The organism is Echinicola strongylocentroti (assembly GCF_003260975.1).
Lineage (GTDB): Bacteria > Bacteroidota > Bacteroidia > Cytophagales > Cyclobacteriaceae > Echinicola > Echinicola strongylocentroti.
Genome location: NZ_CP030041.1, coordinates 1,102,424 through 1,120,364, shown reverse-complemented (window position 1 = coordinate 1,120,364; position 17,941 = coordinate 1,102,424). Strand labels below are relative to the sequence as shown.

Below are 17,941 nucleotides of genomic sequence, written 5' to 3'. Positions count from 1 at the left end.
TTGGCGCTTATTGCGCTTCGAATTCACCATCCTGTAGGATGGTCTTGGTACCGCTGGCCGGATCATCATTGCTGAACTCGACCAGGCACTCATCGGAGGAGAGGTTACAATCGTAGTTGCCTTCCTCGGCAATGGCCGTCACATCCCGGTAGCCGTCAGGCTGCGAAGCGTCCGGCGTCCAGACCCTAGTGGCCATGGATTCCTCTTCAATCGGCATGTTGAATGCAAATGCCGCTGTTGCTGCCAATGCCAACCCCAGCACGGGCAGCCTTTTTATGAGCTTTTTCATATCAATTTTTGGTTGTATGGCAGTGATTGCCATGGTTAAACATCGATTATAGCAGCCTTCTGGTTTCCCGATTTTGCTATTGGGGATTCCAGAAAACAACGGACAGGGATACTGCATAGGGACTGTCCATTCCCCGTCTACCGTCAAGTGTTGCCCGGTCTCCCAAACTTCCGGACATGGGAGAGACGGTAGTCGATCCCTTGGCCCTGGCCAAAGGCTGGGACCTTGTGCAAATTTCGTTTATCGACCATACATGGAGCAGCGTTGATTTAAGTTGGGGATATATGGCTTGCTAGTTTAAGGGCAATTGTTCCCAGCAGCAGCATAAGGCCATTGAAATATAAATGTCCCGTCCAGCCCATGGATTCCAAGAACCCTGCACAGTTGCAGGGCACCCTTTCAAATACATTCCACCAGACCAGGCCAATATAGGTGGTGAAAACCGAAAGCACCATTACTGATCCCAAAAGTCCCCACCACCTTAGCGTTGAGGTCAGTAACAGGACAGCCAGTACGAGTTCAATAACAGGGACAGCGTAAGCAAGCCGTTCGGCCAATCCATCGGGGAATGGTTGATTGTGGAAAGCAGCAAGGGAGCCGTCCCAGTTTATCAACTTTTCCAGGCCCGAATAACTCCATATTCCCAGTAGTAGGACAGAGATGACCGTAACTGTCAACTGTTCCGTTGTCTTGGAGGTTGCTTTTATGGGGCTTGTTGTTGCCATGGATTTCTTACTTCCGGTTTGTTGGGGATCAAGGTAGGAGGGTAAGTGTTTATAAGTCAATATTTTGTAGTGGTATTTTGAAAATGTCCCAAGGAGTGAAGGAATTTGTCCTAAAAAGCTTGGAATTTTTCATTTTGTCAGCCAAAAACTTGACTTTAATTACTTTCAAAAAGTAGATTCAACGCATGTAAGGAACTATTAACCTGTTGTCATACAATGGTATAGCTGTACAGGGCAAAGGTGAAGGCCAAAATTTTTCAGGCCATTTTTAGGACGGGCTTACAGATGGCCCATAAATTTTACGGACATGAATAAACTAACTAATTTGAAACTACTGAAGAACCTTTTGGATGGAGTGCTGCGGGTGGAGTGGGAACACTACCTTAAATTAAAGGAGAACCTTTCCTTCCAACATTTTAAAAAACGCCAGCTGATCAGGTCTGCCGGTATAAAGGAGCGGTATTGTTACCTGGTCATGAAAGGAATGGCCGGGATAACCCTTAAAGGCAAATTGGAGAAGGTCTTTCCCGAAGGGTCCCTTTGTATGGACAGGGCAAGTGGCGCAATGGAAAGTCCCAGCATCTATGCCATTGAAGCCATGGAAGACAGCCTGGTGGTTTTTTGGGAAAAAGATTGGGAGAAGGTCATCATGGAAAAGGTTCCTGTTTTTAAGGAGATGTCAAAACGCTTGTACCGCGATTTTCAGGACCTCGACCGTTTTTATGAACACCTCCAGATGCTGGAATATGGATCTGCTATACCCCTTTTCCGGGAAAACTGTGGACAGTTGGAGGAAAGGCTTTCCCGAAAAAGATTTGCAGAACTTTTTGGGAAGTCCACCAAGACCATATTGCGGTTTGATTTGAAAATGTCAGGACGTACCTCCAAGGTGCCCTTTTTGGAAAAACTCGGTGTTACACCGCTTTCACATCCAGCCAAAGTAAGGATAAGGCGTAAGGTTACTTCATGGGTGAATTATTATCCCTTGCTGGCAGATACCGAGACGGCAGGCCAAATGCAGTTAATGAACCTGCCCTTTCTTATCGTCCATGTCTTTTCCATGGGGAAAGAAGACAGGGTAGAATGGGCAGGGAAACTTATGGCCCTGTTGACCGCCGTGGATCTTTTTATGTACCAATTTTACTATGGTGAAGGCCCCATGTATTGGGAAAAGATAAAAAACGGGTTTGAGCGGATTTTATTAGGGAAACGGAACCATGAACATGTCCCGCGATTGAATGCCTATTTTTCAGCCTTAGGAGACCTCATGGAAGAGGCAAGGACCATGCTAAGCAAAGAAGAGGAGTTGATGATATGTCTTTTGATCAAAAGTTATTTGGAAGAAAGACAATGGAAAGCAGGAAGCCAAACAGCAACCTCTTCCACAGACCTGTTCCGACTCAAAAGTCTTAGAACGCAATTCTCCGAAGGACGGTTGACCTTGGCCTGCCTTAAAATCGTGCACAAGGAACTATGGGCCAGTCTAGGTCCACACCAAAAGGGAATGGATCAATTGCTGGAAAATGCCATTTGCCTGATCTCGATCTCCAATGAGATGATGGTGGAAAATGCGGTTGTATTCAAACACCTGCCACATAATTTGGTGGCCTTGGAATCCAGGATCAACGAGATTTCCCGGAAGGAAGTTTTGGAGAGGCTTTGGCAATCCTATGGGGAAATCCATGCTGAAATGGTCCACCAGAAAAAAGTGTTGATGGACCAAAGCCATGGTACTGCCAAGAAACAGTTAATGGATTTTATGCGCTTGGTCGAATTACAGTTGGCCGCTTGGCCGGAATGGTACAGTAAGGTGCTGTCCAGGAAAGTTGAAACGAAAAACTACCGAAGCTATGGCAATTGAAAACTATACCCAGCAGCTACGTCAACAGCTGGACAATGAACTTTCATTGATCAACCTACAGGGGCGGGACAAGCTTATCCAGTTGGAATCCGCTTTTCAGCAGGCCGAGAAAATCCTGGAGGAATTGAACGTATTCGTTTGTGGGTATCAATTCGAGTCCACAGCTGAAGAAATCCATTTTTTCAAACGTATAAAACCACAATTCCAGTCCGAATCCATCTATTATGCAGAACTGTTTATCCTCGAATCCAACCGGCCGCTCACCGGTAAGCAAACACAAAAGGACTACTTTCTGGAGGAGCAGCGAAGCCTTAAAGGTTATATGGACAGGCACCGGGCATTGCACAATTACATGCTGCTCGACCAGCGCCATTTTGATGCACAGTATTTTCTACGTAGGGCCAGAAGCGATGTGAGCATGCCCCACGGGTACCATAGTACCATCGACAATCGCTGCTGCACCGTGCACAGTATACAGGTAAGTACGCTACAGGCCGTGTTACGGATCAATGCCTATATCCAGGAAATGCTGCAGGAACTGGATGGGATAAAACCGCCTGAGCAATCTCCCTCCAAACTCAAATGGACCGCCCAGAAAGTCCAATTGGTAGAACTGATCTACGCCCTAAAAGTGTGCAACGTGTTCAACAACGGGGAGATCGGTATCAAGGAACTTGCCCGGAACCTGGAGCAATTGTTGGGAACCAAAATAGGGGATATCTACCGGATATTCCAGGAAATCCGTATCCGTAAAAAAGGCAGGACGGTGTTCTTGGACAGCCTCCGGGAGAAATTGGAAGGGTATATGGAGGAGGGGGATGGCATGTAGGTGTTTTGGGAGAAAGCAGTTGCCCAATAAATACCGGATTATGTACCTTTCAAACTTCGGATTTCCTCGGCCAAAACAGGAATGTTCTTTTGAATTATTCCCCACAACATTTCAGGTTCGACCGAGTCATAAGCATGTGAAATTATATTTCTTAATCCAATAATGTTTTTGGAAGCTGTAATGGTGATATTGGGGGCAATTTCGATCATTTTTCGCACCGCTTCCCCGATAATTTCCAAATCCCGCTCAACTGCGCGCTGCAAAATGATGTTATCAGAAAAATTTTTAAAATTGTTTTGGGTTTTTTGCTTTATAAATTCGATCTCCTCAATAACACTTTCAATGTCCAAAATGTATTTGAGTAGTTTAGGCTGCATACAAATCTACTTTTGATTTATAAACTTCATTCTTGAGTACTGGGTTCTTAATAGATTTGCTTGACACAAGGTCTACCTTTCTGTTCAGGATTTCCTGAAGCTTGTCCAACAATGAAAAGTAATTGTCGGCATATTCCAACACATCGATATCATCTGAAAAAACAACGAGCAGATCGATATCGCTGTTCTCATGCAGGGCGTTTTTTGCAGCTGACCCAAATAAGGAAATGGACTCAACGTGGTGCTGTTTACACGCTGTTATTATTTCCTCAAGTTTATTTTGAACCAATTCAATCATAATTCCAAAGATACATGAATTTCAAACAATTCCCATGCCCTGACCGGTGGCGCAGCGTATGATATAACAAAACAAAATGCACATAGGCCAGCCCCTGAAAATTGGGTCGGTGGAATTGGAACAAAATCACTATGAATTTACAGTAATCACCATATAAAAAAACATCGCTATTCAAGAGTAAGGTATCTTTGGGCAGCCTGTGGGGAAAATTGGAAGGGTATAAGGAGGAAGGGGATGGGATGACGTAAATGATTTTTGATTACAATTCATGCAAATTGCGCAGATTTGGGCGATAAGATGGGCTAAATTTCACCAAAGATAAATCTGCCCTACCCATGGTAAAATACAAATGGTTCCTGATAAAAATATTTAAACAATAATTCAAATAATTAATATTTATATTTAAATTATTCATTTTATTTTCATAAACCTAAATTTTAAATATATGAAAAGTATCCTCTACCTTATTATTTTACTGGTTTTTGCCATGTGTACTGCATGTGACCTAAATTTTTTCGGCAAGGAAAGCGAGCCAAAAACGGAATTGGAAAAGCTTCCCCCTATTACCCAAACCGGAGAAAATACCTTTGGTTGTTTAGTAAAGGGGAAGGCAATGTTTTCTAAAAACACCTTATTTGCTACGGCCATATACCAGGGAGGATTTATACAAATCCATAGCAGTATGGATATTGGTGATACCACACAAAATGTTAGTATAATTATCCCTGATCCTTTCGAGGAATACATTGATTATAATCTTTCAGGTGAAGCACCTTCGAATAGAGCCAAATATTTGAAATACAACGACCATAACGAGTGTCGCTATGAGGCAGAAGATACTTTTGATGGATTAATTAATTTTTCAAGAATTGACAAGACCAACTTTATTGTTTCAGGGACATTTGAGTTTTCTACTGTTAGTGGAACCTGTGATACTGTACGGATAACGGACGGACGATTTGATATAAAATACAGTCCGTGATTTTTTTGTTTTTTCAATTTGACCAATGCCCATGAAATGTTTCCCTTGAAAGGTAATTGCCTCTTTCAAGATAAAGTTTTCAAACATTTTTCACCCCAGTAGGGTACAACTGGTGAAATTTTTATTCCCGCCTTTTTGAGATTTGACCCATCATCAAACCAAAAAAGGATATGCCGGAATGGATCTCGTTCAGCCCCGGGTTCTGGTCAGCATTGGCCGGAGTCCTTCTCCTGTATTATTTGACTGTGTTAGCGGTATTGTTCGGACCCTTTGCCCTGACCAGATGGATAGGCCGTAAGCAGAAAACCGTCCCCATGCCAAAGGAAGAAACCCTCTGCCGGGCATTCCAGGAGTATGCCAAAATCCATGCGGGCCTTGACCCACCCAGGTTCAAAAAGGGCAAACTGATCGTCCCTTCCCATATCCAATTGGACTTGCTATTAAAAGACCCATTCCGCCGGGCGGTGGAAAGGGAAAAAACTAAACCTTCACAACATGACAAACAACCAACTCAGTAAAGGGATGCTTGTACTAATGCTTACGGGCATTTCATTGCCAGCAATCGGGCAGGACGGCAATGCCGGCATTATGGAAGCCACCACCAAGGTGCGGAGCTACTTCCAGTCGGGCGTGAACCTGATGTACGCCATCGGTGCCATCGTCGGCCTGATAGGGGCCGTAAAGGTCTTCAACAAGTGGAATTCAGGTGAACCGGATACCGGAAAAGTGGCCGCAGCATGGTTCGGCAGCTGCGTGTTTCTGGTCATCGTGGCCACGGTACTCACCAGCTTCTTTGGTTGATATGAAGCGCTATACGGTCAACAAGGGCGTCAACAGGCCGATTTCCTTTAAAGGCCTGCAGGCACAGTATATCCTCTACCTGGGCGTTGGCCTGGTGGTATTGCTGTTGGTATTTGCGATGGGCTATGTGCTGGGCCTATCCTTTTGGATCAACGGGGTGGCCTGTGGCTTTATGGGCTATTTGCTTGTCGAAGGAGTATTCAGGATGAACCTGAAATACGGGGAACATGGCCTGAAAAAGCGGATGGCCCACCGCAGGGTGCCCATGGGGATCAAGGTGCGTGACAGGGAATTTATCAGGAAATCAAACCGTAAAAAAAATGGATAGCACCAATGTAAAAGAGATCAACACCTGGTTTCCGATCAGTAAGCTGGAAAAAGGGTTCCTGCTCTCGGGGGCAGGGGACATCACCGCCGGTCATGAAGTGCAGCTGCCGGAAATCTTTACCCATGACGGCCCGGGCTATGCTGGCCTACAATCGGGGTGGGCCAAGGCGATCAGGCTCCTTCCGGAGGGTACGGTGCTGCACAAGCAGGACTGGTTTGCAAGAAAGCGGTTCGACGGGCTTGTCCGAAAGGAAGACCAAGGCTTCCTGGACAGGAGCAGTGGGCTGTTCTTCCATGAACGCCCCTATCTCGAACACCATTGCTACCTGTTCCTCACCCTGCCAAGAAAAGGAAAGCGGCCAACGGACCTGGCCACTTCCAACCTGCTTTCCTCAAGATTTCTTTCCGCGGAGCTATTGGATACCAAAAGACTGGAGGAATTTGAAAACGTGCTGGGACAATTTGTCCAATTGGTCTCCGATAACGGGATGGAAATCCAGCGCTTGGACAAAACCGACTACCTGGGCACTTCCAATATGCCAGGGCTATTGGAAAGGTACCTTTTCTTGGATCCCTTTGCTGCAAAGCCACGGGTAAAGGACATTGCCTTCAAGCCGGAACTGCAGATTGGATCTTCCAAGGTGAAGGTGTTTTCCCTTTCGGAAATGGACAGCCTCCCCAATGTGCTGCACGATCGGACCACCTATGGAGAATACAGCAGCGACAAGCAGGCCTATGCCATCGGGCAGGCGGCTCCATTGGGGCAGTTGCTGGACATTGACCATGTCTACAACCAGTATGTGATCGTGGAAAACCGTCAGGCGGTGGCAAAACAACTCGAAAGCAGGGCCCTGCGCATGCAGAGCCTGGCCAATTATTCCAGGGACAACCTGCATGCGAAAGAGGCGATACAGGGCTTTCTGAACGAAAGCATTACCGAAGGCAGCCGGCCGGTAAGGGCCCATTTCAATGTCCTTGCCTGGTCGGATGATCCGGAAGGGACCAAACCCATTCGCAACAAGGTCGGGGCGGCCTTTGCCAAGATCGATGCGGTGGCCAAGGAGGAAAGCCTTGCCGCCCCGCAGCTCTTCTGGGCAGGGATCCCCGGCAATGCGGCAGCCCTTCCCATAGAAGAAACTTTCCTGACCTTTGGCCGACAGGCAAGCTGCCTGTTCAACATGGAAACGGGCTATATCTCCAGTCCATCACCATTCGGTATGCGGCTGGGCGACCGGCAGACCGGAAAACCTGTCAACGTGGACCTCTCCGATGAACCCATGGAGCGGGGATGGATAACGAATCGCAACAAGTTTATCCTCGGCCCCTCGGGCAGCGGCAAGAGCTTCTTTACCAATCATATGGTGCGCAGCTACCATGCCAAGGGTGCCCATGTGGTGCTGGTGGACGTGGGCCATTCCTACCGTGGCCTATGTGAGCTGACTGGCGGTTATTACTTTACCTATGAAGAAGACCATCCCATCTGCTTCAATCCCTTCCACCTGGGCGGAAGGCCCTTGGATACCGAAAAAAAGGAAAGCATCAAGACCCTGCTTTTGGCCCTCTGGAAAAAGGACGATGAGACCTTTACGCGCAGCGAGTACGTGGCCATCTCCAATGCCCTTGGCAGCTATTATGAACAGCTGGATACCTTTCCCTGCTTTGACAGCTTTTTTGAATTCTGTTCAACCGGATTCAAACAGCAGTTGGAAGCGCAAGGCGTAAAGGACAGGGATTTTGACATCGACAACTTCCTGTACGTGCTCCGGCCCTATTACAGGGGAGGGGAATTCGATTACCTGCTCAATGCCAAAGAGAACCTTGACCTGCTCGAACAGCGCTTTATCGTCTTTGAGCTCGACAATATAAAAGACCATCCCATCCTTTTTCCGGTGGTGACGCTGATCATCATGGAGATCTTCATTTCCAAGATGAGAAAGTTAAAGGGCGTGCGCAAGATGATCCTGATCGAAGAGGCCTGGAAGGCCATCGCCAAGGAGGGGATGGCCGAGTATATAAAATACTTGTTCAAGACGGTCCGGAAGTTCTTCGGCGAAGCCGTAGTGGTGACCCAGGAAGTAGAGGATATCATTTCCAGCCCCATTATCAAACAGGCCATCATCAACAACTCCGACTGCAAGATCCTACTCGACCAGTCCAAATACCGCAACAAGTTCGACGGGATCCGGGAGCTGTTGGGCCTTACCGAAAAGGAGACCATGCAGATCATGTCGATCAACAAGGCCAATGAGCCGGGCAGGAAGTACAAGGAAGTCTTTATCGGCCTTGGCCCCGTGGGCAAGGTGTACCGCACTGAGGTGTCGCCCGAGGAATACTTGGCCTATACCACCGAGCAAAAGGAGAAGCTCAGGGTGCAGGAAAGGGCCAAAGCCTTTGGCGGGAAATTGGAAAAAGGCATAGCGGCTGTGGCCGCAGAAATGAAAGGAGGGCAGGGATGAAGTTTGCAAAAGTATGGAAAGCAGGATTATTGGCCGGGCTGCTGTTTTTTGGGGCTCCGCAAATGCCCCGCACCGAAGCGGCAGTACCGGCCTATATCCTGGAAATCATCCGCAAAGGGGTGAAAAAGGCCATTGTGGCGATCGATCTGAAGATCCAGCGGATGCAGAACAATACGATATGGCTGCAGAATGCGCAGAAGGTGCTTGAAAATGCCCTGAACAAGCTCAAGCTCGAAGAGATCGCCGAGTGGGGAGAGCGACAGAAAACCCTCTACGGGGATTATTACGAAGGGCTCTGGAAGGTGAAGAGTGCCATAAGCCAGTACCAAAAGGTCAGGGACATTGCCGAAATGCAGGGGCGACTGGTGGGCGAATACCAAAAGGCTTGGCAGCACATCACGGCAAGCGGGCAGTTCTCGGCAGATGAGCTGCGATGGATGGAAGAGGTGTATTTGGGTATTCTTGACCATTCGGTGCGGAACCTCGAACAGGTGCTCGGCGTGGTCAGCGCCTTTAACCTGAAAATGAACGACGGCGAGCGGCTTGCCCTGATCGACCGGGTAGAAAAGAAGGTCCGCTTCAACCTCAACGACCTGATGCGGTTCAATGAACGGAACCTATTGATCACACGGCAGCGCAGCCATGCCAAGGGAGCAATCAAAACACTTAAGGAAATCCATGAATAAGCAACCTATCAAAAGACTCCGGCAACTCCTGGATACCGCACATGCCTGGATGCCGATATTGAAATCCAAGGGCTATGACAGCGCATACCATTGCAAGGGAGCCTATCCCGGCAAGTTTACCACTTCGATCAGGGAGTTTATCAAAGCCTATTTGAAAGGAGAGGAGGATTATCCCTCCGATGGACTGCTAATGAGCACCTACCTGCAATGGCAGGGAGAAGGCCACCCCTATACCACGGCCTACCTGAAATTGGAGCCCAATGAAAAAGGGAACTGGAGACTTGCCCACATGGAGCTTTGCCACCAGGACCGGTTTGGATGGACCATAAAGGAAAAAAGGCTGTCCCCCAAGGATATCCACGACATCCCTTCCCGAAAACTGGCCATTTCAATGGTCAACCCGATGGAACAACAAAAATCAAGACGATATGGAATTTAAAAGGACAAAAATGGGATTACTGGTGGTTTTTCTGCTGTCATTTACTGCCACGGCAAAAGCCCAGACCTTCAGTGAATGGTTCCGGCAGAAAAAGACCCAAAAGGAATACCTGGCCAAACAGATCACCGGCCTGCAGCTCTACATCGGCTATGCCCGAAAAGGCTATGAAACGCTCCGTACCGGGTGGAATACGGTACAGATGCTGCGTAATGGGGAATTCAACCTGCACGGGGATTTCTTTGGCGGTCTTGCCTCGATCAGTCCTATTGTCAGAAATTACCGGGTTGTGCCGGAATTTATCGCCCTGCAGCTCCGCTTGCTGGACCGTATGAAAACGGCCCGAAAGCTGTTTGCCGCCCATGTCCGGCTGAAACCGAATGAGAGTGAATATCTCGGGGCGGTATTTGATAAGACGGTTGCCACTGCATCGAAGCTGTTGGACGAGCTGATGGCAGTGGCGCTACAACCGGGACTGGAGCTTTCCGAAGGGGAGCGGCTAAAACTCATCGACCGGCTTTACCAGCAGCTGCAGGGCCTGGACCGCTTTGTCCGTTCCTTTAACCGGGAAAATTACCAGCAGCTGCGGCACCGTGCCTGGCATGCGGGGGACTTGGAGACCATTCGGCAACTACATCAATTGAAAACACCATGAAACACTATTTGACCATGCTATTGCTTATGGGCAGCCTGTGTGGCTTGCCGCGGGTGGCGGTGTCACAGGTCGGCGAATCCGCCCAGTTGCTGCTCAACGTGGAAAAGCTGAACCAGTTCAAGCAGATCCTCGATGATATGTACACGGGCTACCGGACTTTGAGCCGTGGCTATAATGCGGTAAGGGACATTGCCTCGGGCAATTTCTCCCTGCACAAGCTCTTTATCGATGGGCTCTCCGCTGTCAGTCCCGTGGTGAAACGCTACCATAAAGTAGGCGGGATCATCAATTACCAAAAGCTTGTCCTGGAGGAATACCGCAGGGCCTACCGCCAGTTCATCAACAGGGGGAACTTTAACCGTGGGGAGCTTGACTACCTGGCCATGGTGTACGGCAACCTGCTGGACATGAGTGCCCGCAATATCGAAGAGCTGCTGCTGGTGGTCACCGGAGGGAAACTGCAGATGACCGATGAGGAAAGGATGGCGGCCATCGACCGGATCTTTGATGAGATAAAGGACCGCTATGTATTTGTGCGCATCTTCAATAATGAAGCGGCGGTACTGAACCGCCAGCGGAAACAGGCTTCTGCAAATCTTGAAACCATCAAATCCCTACAGCCATGAAAAAGGCTGCCATCACATTATTGTTTGCCCTAATGGCCGTGGGCGTTCAGGCCCAAGGCGTGAGCGGAGGGGCAGGGGGGCTCCATCAAGTGTTGGACCGCCTCTATGTGGACATGGTACCGCTGGCATCCGAGCTGATCGGGGCGGGCAGGGCACTTGCGGGGTTTGCGGCAATATTTTATATCGGAAGCAGGGTATGGGGACATATCGCACGGGCAGAGGCGGTGGACTTCTATCCGCTGTTGCGCCCCTTTGCCCTGGGCATGGCCATCATGCTCTTCCCTTCCGTGCTCCATTTGATGAACGCAGTACTTTCCCCACTGGCAGGAGCCACCGGAAAAATGGTGGAAGGATCCAATGCGGCCATCGAAAGGCTCCTTGCCGAGAAACAACGGGCCTTGGAATCCACCCAATATTGGGAAATGTACGTGGGGGAAAGCGGCAGTGGTGACCGGGATAGCTGGTACGAATACACCCATCCCGAGGGCAGTGAAGAGGGTTTTTGGGACGGGCTGGGCAACGACATCAAGTTTGCCATGGAAAAGGCCTCCTTCAACTTCTCCAACTCCATAAAAAAATGGATGAGCGAAGTCCTTGAAGTGCTCTATCAGGCCGCAGCCCTGTGCATCAATACCATCAGGGTGTTCTATTTGATCGTGCTCTCCATATTGGGGCCGATCGTGATGGGCATCTCCGTATTCGACGGTTTCCAGCAAACCCTCCGCTCCTGGATAGCCCGCTATATCAACGTGTACATGTGGCTCCCCGTGGCCAATATCTTCGGGGCCATCATCGGGAAGATCCAGGAGAACATGATCCTGATCGATATCGGCCAGGTGGAGAATGCGGGCAAGACCTTCTTTTCTTCCACCGATACGGCCTACCTGATCTTTCTGGTCATTGCCATTATCGGCTACTTTACCGTCCCCTCGGTGGCCAACTACATAGTCTATTCAGCAGGCCGGGACACACTGCTCCACAAGACCAGCAGCATGGTGACCTCTGCACCCGTTGCGGCCGCCAAGACCCTTACCTGATATGTTCGAACACCTGACCAATATCGAAACTGCCTTCCAGCATGTGAAACGCTTTAGCTTGGTGCTGTCCATCGGGGCGGTACTGCTGGCCCTTGGGGCAATATTGCTTTCCTACCGCTTCCAGCAGCAGGCCGCAGAGCGGGTATACATCCTTTTGGACGGGAAGGTAATGGAGGCCCTTGCCGATAGTAGACAAGGCAACCTAAATGTGGAAGCAAGGGAGCATGTCATCCGTTTCCATGACCGTTTCTTTGGGCTTTCCCCGGATGATGACCTTATCGAACAAAGGCTCGCCGAGGCCATGTACCTTGGCGATGGGTCAGTCCGGGATGCCTACCAGGTGCTGCGGGAGCAGGGCTATTACGACAGGCTGGTGACCGGCAACATCAGCCAGGAAATTTATGCCGACAGCATAGCACTGGACATGGGGCAAAGCCCTTATCGCTTCTGGTACTATGGATCCCAGGTCATCACCAGGCCCACTTCCAAGCTGACCAGAAGGCTGGTCACCACCGGTGTGCTCCGGGAAATGGCCCGGTCCCGCAACAATCCCCACGGCCTGCTTATCGAGAAATGGGAAACACTGGAAAACAAGGACCTCAAAATCGAAAAAAGATGAAACAATGCCCCATTGCCCTTGGCACAAAAGTGAAAACATCACAGCTGTTGGAATTGATAAGGGATGTACCCAAATCGCTTGCCCATAACTTGGACAAAATGGACCGACGGCTCTCCAATCAGAAGCGCATCCTGCTATATGGCCTTTTACTCGCCCTTTGGGCAGGGGCCATTGTCCTACAGCTGACCGCCGGAGGGAACGTGGCAGTGGTTTCTGCCACACCTGATAATCCACTAGGGGAATATAGGCCTGTAATGGATACAACTATTCACCAATTAAACAAAGAAAAACCATGAAAAGACCCAACACAAGACAACGGACCCTGCTGCTGGTCCTTCCACTGTTTGTCCTTCCCCTTGTCCTCGCATTTGCCTGGGCAGGGCAGGGATTACGAAATAAAGACGATGCTGAACGATTGCCCATGCGCTTGCGGGCCGACCTTCCCGGGCCCCAGCTGGAAACACGGGAACTGGGCAAAATGGAACTCTACCAAAAGAAAGCCAAGGCAGACCAGCGTAAACGGGAAATGGCACGGATGGATCCCTATTTAAGGAAACGGGAACAACCAACGGCAGGCAAGTCCAGCGAACTCTTGCCGCTATCCAAAAAGGGAAGCCTCGACCACAGCGAGACAGAGCTGATGGAAAAACTGGAACAGCTCGATCGGCAGTTGGTGCGTCCAAGGGAAGATTTTACACCTGAAAGGTCGCCACATAGGCCAGCACCGGTCAAAAAAGAAATCCCCAGCGGCCTTGAAAGGGATATTGCCCAATTGGAAGGGCTGATGGACCGTATGCAGCCCAACGGTCCCGATCCCGAAATTCAGCAACTGGAAGGCATGCTCGAAAAGATCCTGGATGTCCAGCATCCTGAACGGGTAAGGGAGCGCCTACGTAACAAGCAGCTGGAAAAGACACGATTTACCGTCGAGAAGGAATCAAAAGGGCTTTCAGAAATTAAGAAAAGGGGAGCTATGGATACCCGCCGGCAGGAACAGAATGCCTTTTACGGACTGGAGCAACACCAACCGATGGCACATGTCCTGGAACCCGCCATCTCAGCAGAAATTGCAGAGGAAACCGTCCTGGAAAGGGAAGGGAGGATCAAGCTGAAATTATTGGAAAAGGTGCGGGTAAACGGGATGGAATACCCCTCGGGAAGCATTGTTTATGGCAGGGCCTCCCTGGACGGGGACCGTGTGCAGTTGACGGTCAGCTCCCTGCGGTCGGGCAACCATATATTGCCCGTGTCACTGGACGCCTATGACCATGATGCCATGGCGGGCATTCCTATCGGTGGAAACCTTGGGAAAGAACTCCAGCAGGGCGCCGGTGATGCCCTGGTGACCGGAATGCCCAACATGTCCTCGGGGATGACCCTGGAAACACAAATGGCCTCGGCAGGGGTGTCCGCAGCGAAGGGGCTTTTCAGGAAAAAGAACAAGGCCATCAAAATAACACTGAAGGCCGGACATCCCATTTTATTGGTCAACACCGAAAATGCATAATCAAATGAAAAACACCATGATAATTTTTGCGATCCTTTTTTCACTCCATACAGGATCGCTGTCCGCACAGCAACAACTGAAAATACGGCCCATAACCAAAGATGCGGTGTTGCCGGCCTATCCGGTCAGTGTTGGCTGGGACCATACCACCGCACTGGTTTTTCCCGGGAAGGTGGTGAGTGTAGATAGGGGACATGGCAGTGTCATGGCCAAAGTAGAAGAAAAAGCACCCAATCTGTTACTGCTAAAGGCCGGGAAGCGCTCCTTTTCCCCCACCAACCTACATGTGGTCACCGCCGATGCCCGGCTGTACCATTTCAGGATCAGCTATGATGAATCACTGGCACGATCTTCCATTAACATTGCCCGTCAGGAGCTGAGGTTCTGGGAAAATGTACGGCTTGCCGCTAGCAGGCTGGCGGCTGATGAGCTGGAAAGGACAGGAGATGCCGTGATGGAAGAAGAAGCGTTCCTTAGAAGGACGTCCAAGGATTACCGGATGAAATTCAGGCTGGAAGGTATTTACCAAAAGGAGGGATTGCTCTTCTTTAGGTTCCGTGTGGCCAACCGCTCCAGGTTGCCCTATAGCGTGGAAGGCCTACTTTTTACCATCACCGATAAGAAGCAGGCCAAACATGCCTCACTACGCGAAGGATTCCTTGACCCGCTCCTGCTCGAATGGCAGGACGGGAAAGGGATTGCTGGTCACCGGAGCAATGCCCTGGTAGCGGCCTTTCCAAAATTTACCCTTTCGGACAACAAGCAGTTGGTCATACAGCTCAAGGAGAAAAACGGAGACAGGAACCTTCGCCTAAAGGTCAGGGGCAGGGATATCCTGAAAACACGGAACCTGACCGATGTTCAACCTGAAACCGAATAAACCATGGACCAGGAAAATTTAGCGTACCTCAAGGAAAAACTAAAGTACACCGGTTTTGATACCGACATGAACGCCGCGCTGGAAAAGCAGATCAAGGCAGGTAACGAAGCCTTCCAATTGCCACACCAAATGGAAATAGAGGGCAGGAAAATGGACTTTTCGCTTTATTTCAGAAAGTCCAATACTTCGGAGCGGTATTTTCTAAACAAGTACGATGCAAGCCTGCACAATCCCAACCCTGAAATTGCCCCCAAGCAGCACACTTTTTACAACAACCAGTCGGTAACGGCCAAGGAGGCCTTTAACCTTTTGGAAGGAAGGGCGGTGAAAAAGGGTATGCTCAACCAGGAAAACGAGCCCTACCAGGCATGGATGCAGCTGGACTTTTCCCAGAAGGACAAGAACAACAATTTCAGGATAGAGTCCTACCATGAGAACTATGGCTTTGACAGTAAGGAGGCCCTGTCCAAACTCCCGATCAAGGAGCTTCAGGACCCTACCAAGACCGAATGGATGGTGAAGGCCTTCGAAAAGGGGAATGTCTATCCGGTGACCATGGAAAAGGGCGGCAGGGAAGAGATCATGTACGTATCGGCCAATCCCAAGTTCAAATCGGTCAACGTCTATGATGCGGAAATGAAAATGGTCAAGACCAAGGATCTGCTCCTTGCCAAAGAGCAGGGAAAGGAGGAAAAGCAGGGCCAGCAGGAAAAAAAGCAACAGGCCCCGAAGGTGAAGAACACTCCTAAGGAACCCAAAAAGGGGAAAGGGGCGAAGATGTAGTCGTAGTTTGACTTTGATAAAATAGAGGCACCTTCAAGTTGATTGGAGGTGTTTTTCTTTTCTACAACCTTAGTTTTTGAATTTATAGAAAATTACTACCTTGGACTGGCAGGGATTTTACCAAATAGTGCCCTTGAGCACTAATAGACCATAAATAGCTGAAATTGTGACGGGACAAAATAAGCAGGACAACTTATAAAGATAGGTCAAAACCACTTTAGCCTTAATGTATACCTGATAGTATTGTATCCTTGGTAAGGGCCGGATGAACTTTAAATATTATGAAACAATTCTTGACCTTTGTATCTCTAATGCTATTGGGCTGTTGTTGCCAGAAAGAGAATGACGAAAAAATGACCATAGAGGGAATGATTTCGGGTAACGTGCCTGGGAAAATTGAATATACTGTTCCGCTCAACGGAATCAGCTACTTCGGATTTGAAAATTCCGTTCAACCTGATTCACTAGGTCATTTCAAAATATCCTTGTCGCTGGACAAAGCAAGTTTTATAGAGTTATCAAATGGCCATGAGCCATATGGGACCATAGTTGCAGAGCCAGGAATGCTCTATAGGGTTCAGATCAAGCAAAAGAAGGGAGATGTCCAATTTACCGTTAAATCAAAGAACAGTAAAGGGCAAGAATTATATAATCAGAATCCCAACCGAAGTATGTTGTCAGGTCACTTTGAGCTGGAAGCCAGGAAGTACAGTGAAGACTCCGTACCTGCTGAAATCATGCAGGGCCTAGGAAAAAGCAGATTAAGGAATGTTGCAAAGTACGATAGTTTACTTGATGCAGGCATAATCTCAAAAAGGTTCCATGAGTTGGTGATCGCTGATCAGATTTATTTTTATGCTGGGGCCCGAACGAGTATCGCTTTAATGAACTATCTATTGAGCGAGCGCAATAAAATTATTTTAACCGAAGAGGAATATAGCCGACTATGGGGGGACACTTTTAAGGAATTCTCCGTTGGCGATCCGAATTTAATGCGTTCACCATGGTTTTTTTATTACGTGAAATCATATCTATGGTATAAGGATTTTGTGGAAGGCAAGGTAAACCCCGAAGACTTGTCCGAAACCAAAAAACAAAGGTTGATTCACACCCGTCACATAGATTTGGCCAAAAAGTATTTGACAGGAAAGCAGCTTGAGTATTATTGTGCTGCATATATTTATATGGAAGCTATCAGCAAAAACTATGAAAAAGAACTGGTTACGCTCTTTGAACAATTTGAAAAAGAAAATCCATCCAGTGAATATATACCCTATATAGAGTCCGAAATAATACCCATCATTGCTTTTCACAGAAAGCAGGATGAAGTGTTAAATGAGAATATTCATTTTCTGGAAGATGTAAACAGTATAAACTCGCTTAAAGAAGCCGTGAAATCCATCAATTCCCAGAAGATTTATGTTGATATTTGGGCCACCTGGTGTGGGCCGTGCAAGCAGGAATTCAAGCACAATGACAGGTTATATGATCTATTGAGCAATGAAAAAACCACTATGCTTTATATTTCTGTCGATAAAGATGATAAAGTGGAAAAGTGGAGGGAAATGATAAAATATTACCAATTGGAGGGGTATCACCTTATAGCCAATAAAGATCTTTACAAAGATTTGAGGCGGTTACGAGGAAAGGATACTTTTGGAATCCCTTGGCATATTTTGACTGACGGGAATGGAAATGTGATTGAAAAATATGCGGGTGGTTCCACTGAAATTGAAACGTTGGAAAAACAATTACAGGACAATTAAG

Annotated in this window: 22 protein-coding genes; 18 read left to right on the top strand and 4 right to left on the bottom strand. The window is 48.4% G+C overall.

Translation table 11 applies throughout. The features are described from left to right. Positions 1-7 precede the first annotated feature (7 nt). Both DN752_RS04325 and DN752_RS04320 read right to left on the bottom strand, forming a co-directional pair. Positions 8-289, bottom strand: coding sequence for a DUF6520 family protein (locus DN752_RS04325; protein WP_162633114.1), 282 nt, complete (start codon positions 287-289; stop codon positions 8-10). A gap of 269 nt (positions 290-558) precedes the next feature. Beyond that, complete coding sequence (locus DN752_RS04320; protein WP_245949456.1) at positions 559-1,014, bottom strand: DoxX family protein; 456 nt, start codon at positions 1,012-1,014, stop codon at positions 559-561. 307 nt (positions 1,015-1,321) lie between these two features. Here DN752_RS04320 and DN752_RS04315 point away from each other — a divergent pair, with 307 nt between their 5' ends. Together DN752_RS04315 and DN752_RS04310 are read left to right on the top strand one after the other, a co-directional pair. After that, positions 1,322-2,875 carry a cyclic nucleotide-binding domain-containing protein gene (locus DN752_RS04315; protein WP_112782844.1) on the top strand — a complete coding sequence of 518 codons (1,554 nt, stop codon included), beginning with the start codon at positions 1,322-1,324 and terminating at the stop codon, positions 2,873-2,875. Then, on the top strand, positions 2,865-3,704 hold the full coding sequence (locus tag DN752_RS04310) for an RteC domain-containing protein (protein WP_112782843.1): 840 nt from the start codon (positions 2,865-2,867) through the stop codon (positions 3,702-3,704). Before DN752_RS04315 ends, DN752_RS04310 begins: the two co-directional genes overlap by 11 nt. A gap of 38 nt (positions 3,705-3,742) precedes the next feature. Here DN752_RS04310 and DN752_RS04305 read toward each other — a convergent pair whose 3' ends face one another. Further along, a complete protein-coding gene (locus DN752_RS04305; protein ID WP_112782842.1) occupies positions 3,743-4,081 on the bottom strand; it encodes a HepT-like ribonuclease domain-containing protein in 339 nt (112 codons plus the stop codon). Next, complete coding sequence (locus tag DN752_RS04300) at positions 4,071-4,379, bottom strand: nucleotidyltransferase family protein (RefSeq protein ID WP_211324125.1); 309 nt, start codon at positions 4,377-4,379, stop codon at positions 4,071-4,073. Before DN752_RS04300 ends, DN752_RS04305 begins: the two co-directional genes overlap by 11 nt. Positions 4,380-4,824: 445 nt before the next feature. Here DN752_RS04300 and DN752_RS04295 point away from each other — a divergent pair, with 445 nt between their 5' ends. The 16 genes from DN752_RS04295 to DN752_RS04220 all read left to right on the top strand — a co-directional run bounded on the left by DN752_RS04295 (position 4,825) and on the right by DN752_RS04220 (position 17,940). Continuing rightward, complete coding sequence (locus DN752_RS04295; protein WP_112782841.1) at positions 4,825-5,361, top strand: DUF6252 family protein; 537 nt, start codon at positions 4,825-4,827, stop codon at positions 5,359-5,361. 170 nt (positions 5,362-5,531) lie between these two features. After that, entirely contained in the window at positions 5,532-5,879 is a 348-nt protein-coding gene (locus tag DN752_RS04290) for a hypothetical protein (protein WP_112782840.1), read from the top strand. Continuing rightward, positions 5,857-6,162, top strand: a complete 306-nt coding sequence (locus DN752_RS04285) for a DUF4134 domain-containing protein (protein ID WP_112782839.1) — start codon at positions 5,857-5,859, stop codon at positions 6,160-6,162. Before DN752_RS04290 ends, DN752_RS04285 begins: the two co-directional genes overlap by 23 nt. Position 6,163: 1 nt before the next feature. Beyond that, entirely contained in the window at positions 6,164-6,490 is a 327-nt protein-coding gene (locus DN752_RS04280) for a DUF4133 domain-containing protein (RefSeq protein WP_112782838.1), read from the top strand. Next, positions 6,483-8,945: a TraG family conjugative transposon ATPase gene (locus DN752_RS04275; RefSeq protein WP_112782837.1), complete on the top strand. Its 2,463-nt coding sequence runs from the start codon at positions 6,483-6,485 to the stop codon at positions 8,943-8,945. The genes DN752_RS04280 and DN752_RS04275 overlap by 8 nt, the downstream gene beginning before the upstream one ends. Beyond that, positions 8,942-9,631, top strand: a complete 690-nt coding sequence (locus DN752_RS04270; RefSeq protein ID WP_112782836.1) for a conjugal transfer protein TraI — start codon at positions 8,942-8,944, stop codon at positions 9,629-9,631. Before DN752_RS04275 ends, DN752_RS04270 begins: the two co-directional genes overlap by 4 nt. Further along, complete coding sequence (locus tag DN752_RS04265; protein WP_112782835.1) at positions 9,624-10,070, top strand: hypothetical protein; 447 nt, start codon at positions 9,624-9,626, stop codon at positions 10,068-10,070. The genes DN752_RS04270 and DN752_RS04265 overlap by 8 nt, the downstream gene beginning before the upstream one ends. Further along, positions 10,060-10,722, top strand: coding sequence for a hypothetical protein (locus tag DN752_RS04260; protein WP_112782834.1), 663 nt, complete (start codon positions 10,060-10,062; stop codon positions 10,720-10,722). Before DN752_RS04265 ends, DN752_RS04260 begins: the two co-directional genes overlap by 11 nt. Beyond that, on the top strand, positions 10,719-11,348 hold the full coding sequence (locus tag DN752_RS04255; protein ID WP_245949455.1) for a TerB family tellurite resistance protein: 630 nt from the start codon (positions 10,719-10,721) through the stop codon (positions 11,346-11,348). Before DN752_RS04260 ends, DN752_RS04255 begins: the two co-directional genes overlap by 4 nt. Continuing rightward, the gene (gene traJ, locus DN752_RS04250; RefSeq protein ID WP_112782833.1) at positions 11,345-12,385 is read left to right on the top strand and encodes a conjugative transposon protein TraJ; all 1,041 of its coding nucleotides are present in this window, start codon (positions 11,345-11,347) and stop codon (positions 12,383-12,385) included. Before DN752_RS04255 ends, traJ begins: the two co-directional genes overlap by 4 nt. 1 nt (position 12,386) lies before the next feature. Next, positions 12,387-13,004, top strand: a complete 618-nt coding sequence (gene traK, locus DN752_RS04245) for a conjugative transposon protein TraK (RefSeq protein ID WP_112782832.1) — start codon at positions 12,387-12,389, stop codon at positions 13,002-13,004. Continuing rightward, positions 13,001-13,300 (top strand): hypothetical protein, encoded by a 300-nt coding sequence (locus DN752_RS04240; protein ID WP_162633113.1) that lies wholly within the window; start codon positions 13,001-13,003, stop codon positions 13,298-13,300. The genes traK and DN752_RS04240 overlap by 4 nt, the downstream gene beginning before the upstream one ends. Beyond that, positions 13,297-14,511 carry a conjugative transposon protein TraM gene (gene traM / locus DN752_RS04235; RefSeq protein ID WP_112782830.1) on the top strand — a complete coding sequence of 405 codons (1,215 nt, stop codon included), beginning with the start codon at positions 13,297-13,299 and terminating at the stop codon, positions 14,509-14,511. The genes DN752_RS04240 and traM overlap by 4 nt, the downstream gene beginning before the upstream one ends. A 4-nt stretch (positions 14,512-14,515) precedes the next feature. Then, positions 14,516-15,391 (top strand): conjugative transposon protein TraN, encoded by an 876-nt coding sequence (traN, locus tag DN752_RS04230; RefSeq protein ID WP_162633112.1) that lies wholly within the window; start codon positions 14,516-14,518, stop codon positions 15,389-15,391. 3 nt (positions 15,392-15,394) lie between these two features. After that, a complete protein-coding gene (locus DN752_RS04225) occupies positions 15,395-16,174 on the top strand; it encodes a hypothetical protein (protein WP_112782828.1) in 780 nt (259 codons plus the stop codon). A 281-nt stretch (positions 16,175-16,455) separates the two neighbouring features. Further along, positions 16,456-17,940 carry a TlpA family protein disulfide reductase gene (locus DN752_RS04220; RefSeq protein WP_112782827.1) on the top strand — a complete coding sequence of 495 codons (1,485 nt, stop codon included), beginning with the start codon at positions 16,456-16,458 and terminating at the stop codon, positions 17,938-17,940. Position 17,941: the final 1 nt, after the last annotated feature.

Coding starts and splice junctions, on each gene's coding strand:
- DN752_RS04325 (WP_162633114.1), bottom strand. CDS start 289: ATGAAAAAGCTCATAAAAAGGCTGCCCGTGCTGGGGTTGGCATTGGCA.
- DN752_RS04320 (WP_245949456.1), bottom strand. CDS start 1,014: ATGGCAACAACAAGCCCCATAAAAGCAACCTCCAAGACAACGGAACAG.
- DN752_RS04315 (WP_112782844.1), top strand. CDS start 1,322: ATGAATAAACTAACTAATTTGAAACTACTGAAGAACCTTTTGGATGGA.
- DN752_RS04310 (WP_112782843.1), top strand. CDS start 2,865: ATGGCAATTGAAAACTATACCCAGCAGCTACGTCAACAGCTGGACAAT.
- DN752_RS04305 (WP_112782842.1), bottom strand. CDS start 4,081: ATGCAGCCTAAACTACTCAAATACATTTTGGACATTGAAAGTGTTATT.
- DN752_RS04300 (WP_211324125.1), bottom strand. CDS start 4,379: ATGATTGAATTGGTTCAAAATAAACTTGAGGAAATAATAACAGCGTGT.
- DN752_RS04295 (WP_112782841.1), top strand. CDS start 4,825: ATGAAAAGTATCCTCTACCTTATTATTTTACTGGTTTTTGCCATGTGT.
- DN752_RS04290 (WP_112782840.1), top strand. CDS start 5,532: ATGCCGGAATGGATCTCGTTCAGCCCCGGGTTCTGGTCAGCATTGGCC.
- DN752_RS04285 (WP_112782839.1), top strand. CDS start 5,857: ATGACAAACAACCAACTCAGTAAAGGGATGCTTGTACTAATGCTTACG.
- DN752_RS04280 (WP_112782838.1), top strand. CDS start 6,164: ATGAAGCGCTATACGGTCAACAAGGGCGTCAACAGGCCGATTTCCTTT.
- DN752_RS04275 (WP_112782837.1), top strand. CDS start 6,483: ATGGATAGCACCAATGTAAAAGAGATCAACACCTGGTTTCCGATCAGT.
- DN752_RS04270 (WP_112782836.1), top strand. CDS start 8,942: ATGAAGTTTGCAAAAGTATGGAAAGCAGGATTATTGGCCGGGCTGCTG.
- DN752_RS04265 (WP_112782835.1), top strand. CDS start 9,624: ATGAATAAGCAACCTATCAAAAGACTCCGGCAACTCCTGGATACCGCA.
- DN752_RS04260 (WP_112782834.1), top strand. CDS start 10,060: ATGGAATTTAAAAGGACAAAAATGGGATTACTGGTGGTTTTTCTGCTG.
- DN752_RS04255 (WP_245949455.1), top strand. CDS start 10,719: ATGAAACACTATTTGACCATGCTATTGCTTATGGGCAGCCTGTGTGGC.
- traJ (WP_112782833.1), top strand. CDS start 11,345: ATGAAAAAGGCTGCCATCACATTATTGTTTGCCCTAATGGCCGTGGGC.
- traK (WP_112782832.1), top strand. CDS start 12,387: ATGTTCGAACACCTGACCAATATCGAAACTGCCTTCCAGCATGTGAAA.
- DN752_RS04240 (WP_162633113.1), top strand. CDS start 13,001: ATGAAACAATGCCCCATTGCCCTTGGCACAAAAGTGAAAACATCACAG.
- traM (WP_112782830.1), top strand. CDS start 13,297: ATGAAAAGACCCAACACAAGACAACGGACCCTGCTGCTGGTCCTTCCA.
- traN (WP_162633112.1), top strand. CDS start 14,516: ATGAAAAACACCATGATAATTTTTGCGATCCTTTTTTCACTCCATACA.
- DN752_RS04225 (WP_112782828.1), top strand. CDS start 15,395: ATGGACCAGGAAAATTTAGCGTACCTCAAGGAAAAACTAAAGTACACC.
- DN752_RS04220 (WP_112782827.1), top strand. CDS start 16,456: ATGAAACAATTCTTGACCTTTGTATCTCTAATGCTATTGGGCTGTTGT.